This window comes from Streptomyces sp. NPDC057654 (assembly GCF_042800135.1).
Classification (GTDB): domain Bacteria; phylum Actinomycetota; class Actinomycetes; order Streptomycetales; family Streptomycetaceae; genus Streptomyces.
Window position 1 is genome coordinate 1 of record NZ_JBHVHQ010000881.1, and the last position, 3,515, is coordinate 3,515.

Annotated in this window: 3 protein-coding genes and 1 pseudogene; 2 read left to right on the plus strand and 2 right to left on the minus strand. The window is 71.8% G+C overall.

The genetic code is table 11. The features are described from left to right. Positions 1 to 57: 57 nt before the first annotated feature. Both ACFU99_RS37640 and dapE read right to left on the minus strand, forming a co-directional pair. Entirely contained in the window at positions 58 to 807 is a 750-nt protein-coding gene (locus ACFU99_RS37640) for a TIGR00730 family Rossman fold protein (RefSeq protein WP_384401385.1), read from the minus strand. Positions 808 to 894: 87 nt separating this feature from the next. After that, positions 895 to 1,965, minus strand: coding sequence for a succinyl-diaminopimelate desuccinylase (dapE, locus tag ACFU99_RS37645; protein WP_384401388.1), 1,071 nt, complete (start codon positions 1,963 to 1,965; stop codon positions 895 to 897). A 110-nt stretch (positions 1,966 to 2,075) separates the two neighbouring features. Between dapE and ACFU99_RS37650 the strand changes: the two genes are divergently transcribed. Both ACFU99_RS37650 and ACFU99_RS37655 read left to right on the plus strand, forming a co-directional pair. Beyond that, entirely contained in the window at positions 2,076 to 2,966 is an 891-nt protein-coding gene (locus ACFU99_RS37650; protein WP_384401391.1) for a hypothetical protein, read from the plus strand. Between the two features lie 290 nt (positions 2,967 to 3,256). Then, positions 3,257 to 3,515 (plus strand): annotated as a pseudogene (locus ACFU99_RS37655) (hypothetical protein); the annotation flags it as partial.

The window sequence follows — 3,515 nt, forward strand, 5'->3', positions numbered from 1 at the left end:
AGCCGGGCCCGCGCCGGGCGCCGGTCCGCGCCCCGGCGGCCCGCACCGTGTCCGGGTTCAGGCCCCCGCTTCCTTCGTGACCAGGGCGATGGCCTCGTCGATGTCGTCCGTGATGTGGAAGAGCTCCAGGTCCCGCTCCGCCGCCTTGCCCTGGGCGATGAGCGTGTGCGTGACCCAGTCGACCAGGCCCTGCCAGTACTCCGTGCCGAAGAGCACGATCGGGAAGCGGGTGACCTTCTTCGTCTGGACGAGGGTGAGCGCCTCGAAGAGCTCGTCCAGGGTGCCCAGTCCGCCGGGCAGCACGACGAATCCGGAAGCGTACTTCACAAACATCGTTTTTCGGACGAAGAAGTACCGAAAATCGACGCCGATATTCACATACGGGTTGAGCCCCTGCTCGAAGGGCAGCTCGATGCCCAGGCCCACGGAGACGCCGCCGGCCTCCGTCGCCCCCTTGTTCGCCGCCTCCATCGCGCCCGGCCCGCCGCCGGTGATCACCGCGAAGCCGGCCTCGACCAGCCCGCGCCCGATCTGCACCCCGGCCTCGTACTCCGCCGAGTCCTTGGGCGTACGCGCCGAGCCGAAGACGCTGATGGCGGGCGGCAGTTCGGCGAGCGCGCCGAAGCCCTCGACGAACTCGGACTGGATGCGCATGACCCGGAACGGGTCCTCGTGCACCCAGTCCGTCGCCCCATGGGTGTCCAGCAAGTGCTGGTCGGTGGTCCCCGGCTGCATCTGGTCCTTCCGGCGCACCACCGGTCCCCGGCGCTGTTCGTGCTGTGCGCGCGCTCCTTCGGGGTTCCCCATACTGTGCTCCCTCTGCTGCGGATCTTTGCAGTTCAGGGTAGGCCCACCGGGGTTTCGCGCACGGGCACTTCGGCGAGCACGGGTACGTCAGCTCGTCAGCCAGGCGCGGAGCCGCTCCTCCGCCTCCAGCACGGCCGCGGCCACGACGTGCTCCTCGCGGGTGTGGGCCAGCTTCGGGTCGCCGGGGCCGTAGTTCACGGCGGGCACGCCGAGCGCCGAGAAGCGCGCGACGTCGGTCCAGCCGTCCTTCGCGGCGACCTCGGCGCCGACCGCGTCGACGAACGCCGCCGCGGCCGGGTGCGCGAGGCCGGGCAGCGCGCCGGGCGCGCTGTCGGTCAGGACGACGTCGAAGCCGTCGAAGACCTCCCGTACGTGCGCGAGGGCCGCGGCCTCGTCGCGGTCGGGCGCGAAGCGGAAGTTGACGATCACGGCGCAGGCGTCGGGGATGACGTTGCCCGCGTTGCCGCCCTCGATCTGCACGGCGTTGAGGCACTCGCGGTAGAGCAGGCCGTCGATCTCCGCGCGCCGCGCCTCGTACGCGGCGAGCCGGTCGAGGACCGGCGCGGCCTTGTGGATGGCGTTGTCGCCGAGCCAGTCGCGCGCGGAGTGGGCGCGCTTGCCGGTCGTCTCCACGCGGACCCGCAGGGTGCCCTTGCAGCCGCCCTCGACCTTGCCGTCGGTGGGCTCCAGCAGCACCGCGAAGTCGCCCGCCAGCCACTCGGGGTGGTGGTCGCCGAGCCGCTTCAGGCCGCTGAGCTCCGCCTCGACCTCCTCGTGGTCGTAGAAGACGAACGTCACGTCGCGGTTGGGGTCCGGCAGCGTGGCGGCGACGCGCAGCTGCACGGCGACGCCGGACTTCATGTCGGAGGTGCCGCAGCCCCAGAGCACGCCGTCGGCGTCGAGCCGCGAGGGCACGTTGTCGGCGATGGGCACGGTGTCGATGTGCCCGGCGAGCAGGACCCGCTCGGCGCGACCCAGGTCCGTACGGGCCACGATCGCGTCGCCGTCGCGCTCGACGCTCAGGTGCGGCAGGGCGCGCAGCGCGTGCTCGATCGCGTCGGCGAGCGCTTTCTCGTCCCCGCTCACGGAGGGGAAGTCGACGAGCTGTGCGGTGAGCGCTGCGGCGTCGAGGGACAGGTCCAGTGCGGCGTGATCCATGCGGCGACTCTAACGGGGCCCCGGCGCTTCCCGCAGGCCCGCCCCAAAGCCGACATAGAGCCTCATCGAGCACAGAAGATTCTTATGTCTCCTCCAGTACCGTATGCGCCATGTCCCGCACCTCCCCCGCACCGCGGGGCCGTCTGCTGCGCCTCGCCGCCGCCTGCGCCGTGCTGCTGGCGCTGGTCGGCTATCTGATCGCCCACTTCATGACGGCCGGGCCGGAGGCGCCGCGCTGCACCGCGTCGGCCGGCGGGAGGGATTTCTCGCTCGACCCGGAGCAAGCCGCGAACGCGTCCACCATCGAGGCCGTCGGCTCCGCGCGCCGGCTGCCGGAGCGGGCGGTGACGATCGCGCTGGCCACCGCGGCGCAGGAGTCGGGGCTGCGCAACGTCAGGCACGGGGACCGGGATTCGGTCGGCCTCTTCCAGCAGCGGCCGTCCCAGGGCTGGGGCACGGCCGCGCAGATCATCGACCCGGTGTACTCGGCGGGGAAGTTCTACGACGATCTCGTCGAGGTGGACGGGTACGAGCGGCTGCCGCTGACCGTGGCGGCGCAGAAGGTGCAGCACAGCGCCTTCCCCGAGGCGTACGAGAAGCACGCGGCGGACGCGGGGCTGCTGGCCGCGGCGCTCACCGGCCGCCCGGCCGCGTCCTTCACCTGCACGACCAGCCCCGCCGACGGCAAGCCGGGCTCCGCGTCGGCGGTGCGGGCGAAGCTGCGGACCGACTTCGGGACGGGGCTGCGGCCGGTCGTGGGGAGCGGGTCCGGCGAAGCGGCGTGTACGGTCACGGTGCCGGTGAAGGGCGGCGGCGAGTCGGCCGAATCGCAGCGCCGGGGGCGGGAGTTGGCGCGGTGGGCGGTGGCGCACGCGCAGGAGCTGCGCATCGCGGGCGTCTCCTTCGGCGGCCGGGAGTGGACGTCGGCGCATTCCGGCGACGGCTGGCGGAAGTCCGCCGACGCGGCCTCCACGGATGTACGAATCGCCACCGCGCAATAGTGCGCGGGGTCCCTCGAAGGCGGTATGCGCGGCACCGCCGAATGAGGTGTGCAACCCGTCGCGGTGACACGTACTCATTCGAGTCAACTCCCTTGCGAATCAAGGGATGTGACGTTTCTGCCGCCATTCCTGGGTCACCGTTTTTGCCCGGTTTTCGGCAGAGCCGATAATGCGATGCATTGCTCATTCTTTACCTTGGGTCACCGCAACCTTCCGGGGACTCACGCGGTAGTCACTGCGTCCGATCGCCGGACAGCAAGCGTCCTTACCTCTCCCGTCGAAGGAGCAACATGTCTCTCCCCCTCACGCGTCGGATCGCCCGGGCCGCGCTTCTGGTCGCGGCGGCAGCTCCCGTGATCGGCGCGGCCGGCGCCGCGAGCGCGGCGGCCCTGCCGAGCACCCCGGCTCTGGGCGGGCTGTCCACCATCGACGGCGCCAACCTCGGCAACGCGGTGGACGGCGCCTCGCAGAAGGCGACCAACGTGGCGGGCGACGCCGGCAGCAAGGCTGCCTCAAGCCCGCCTGACCGTCCGCGTACCGCTCGCGCAG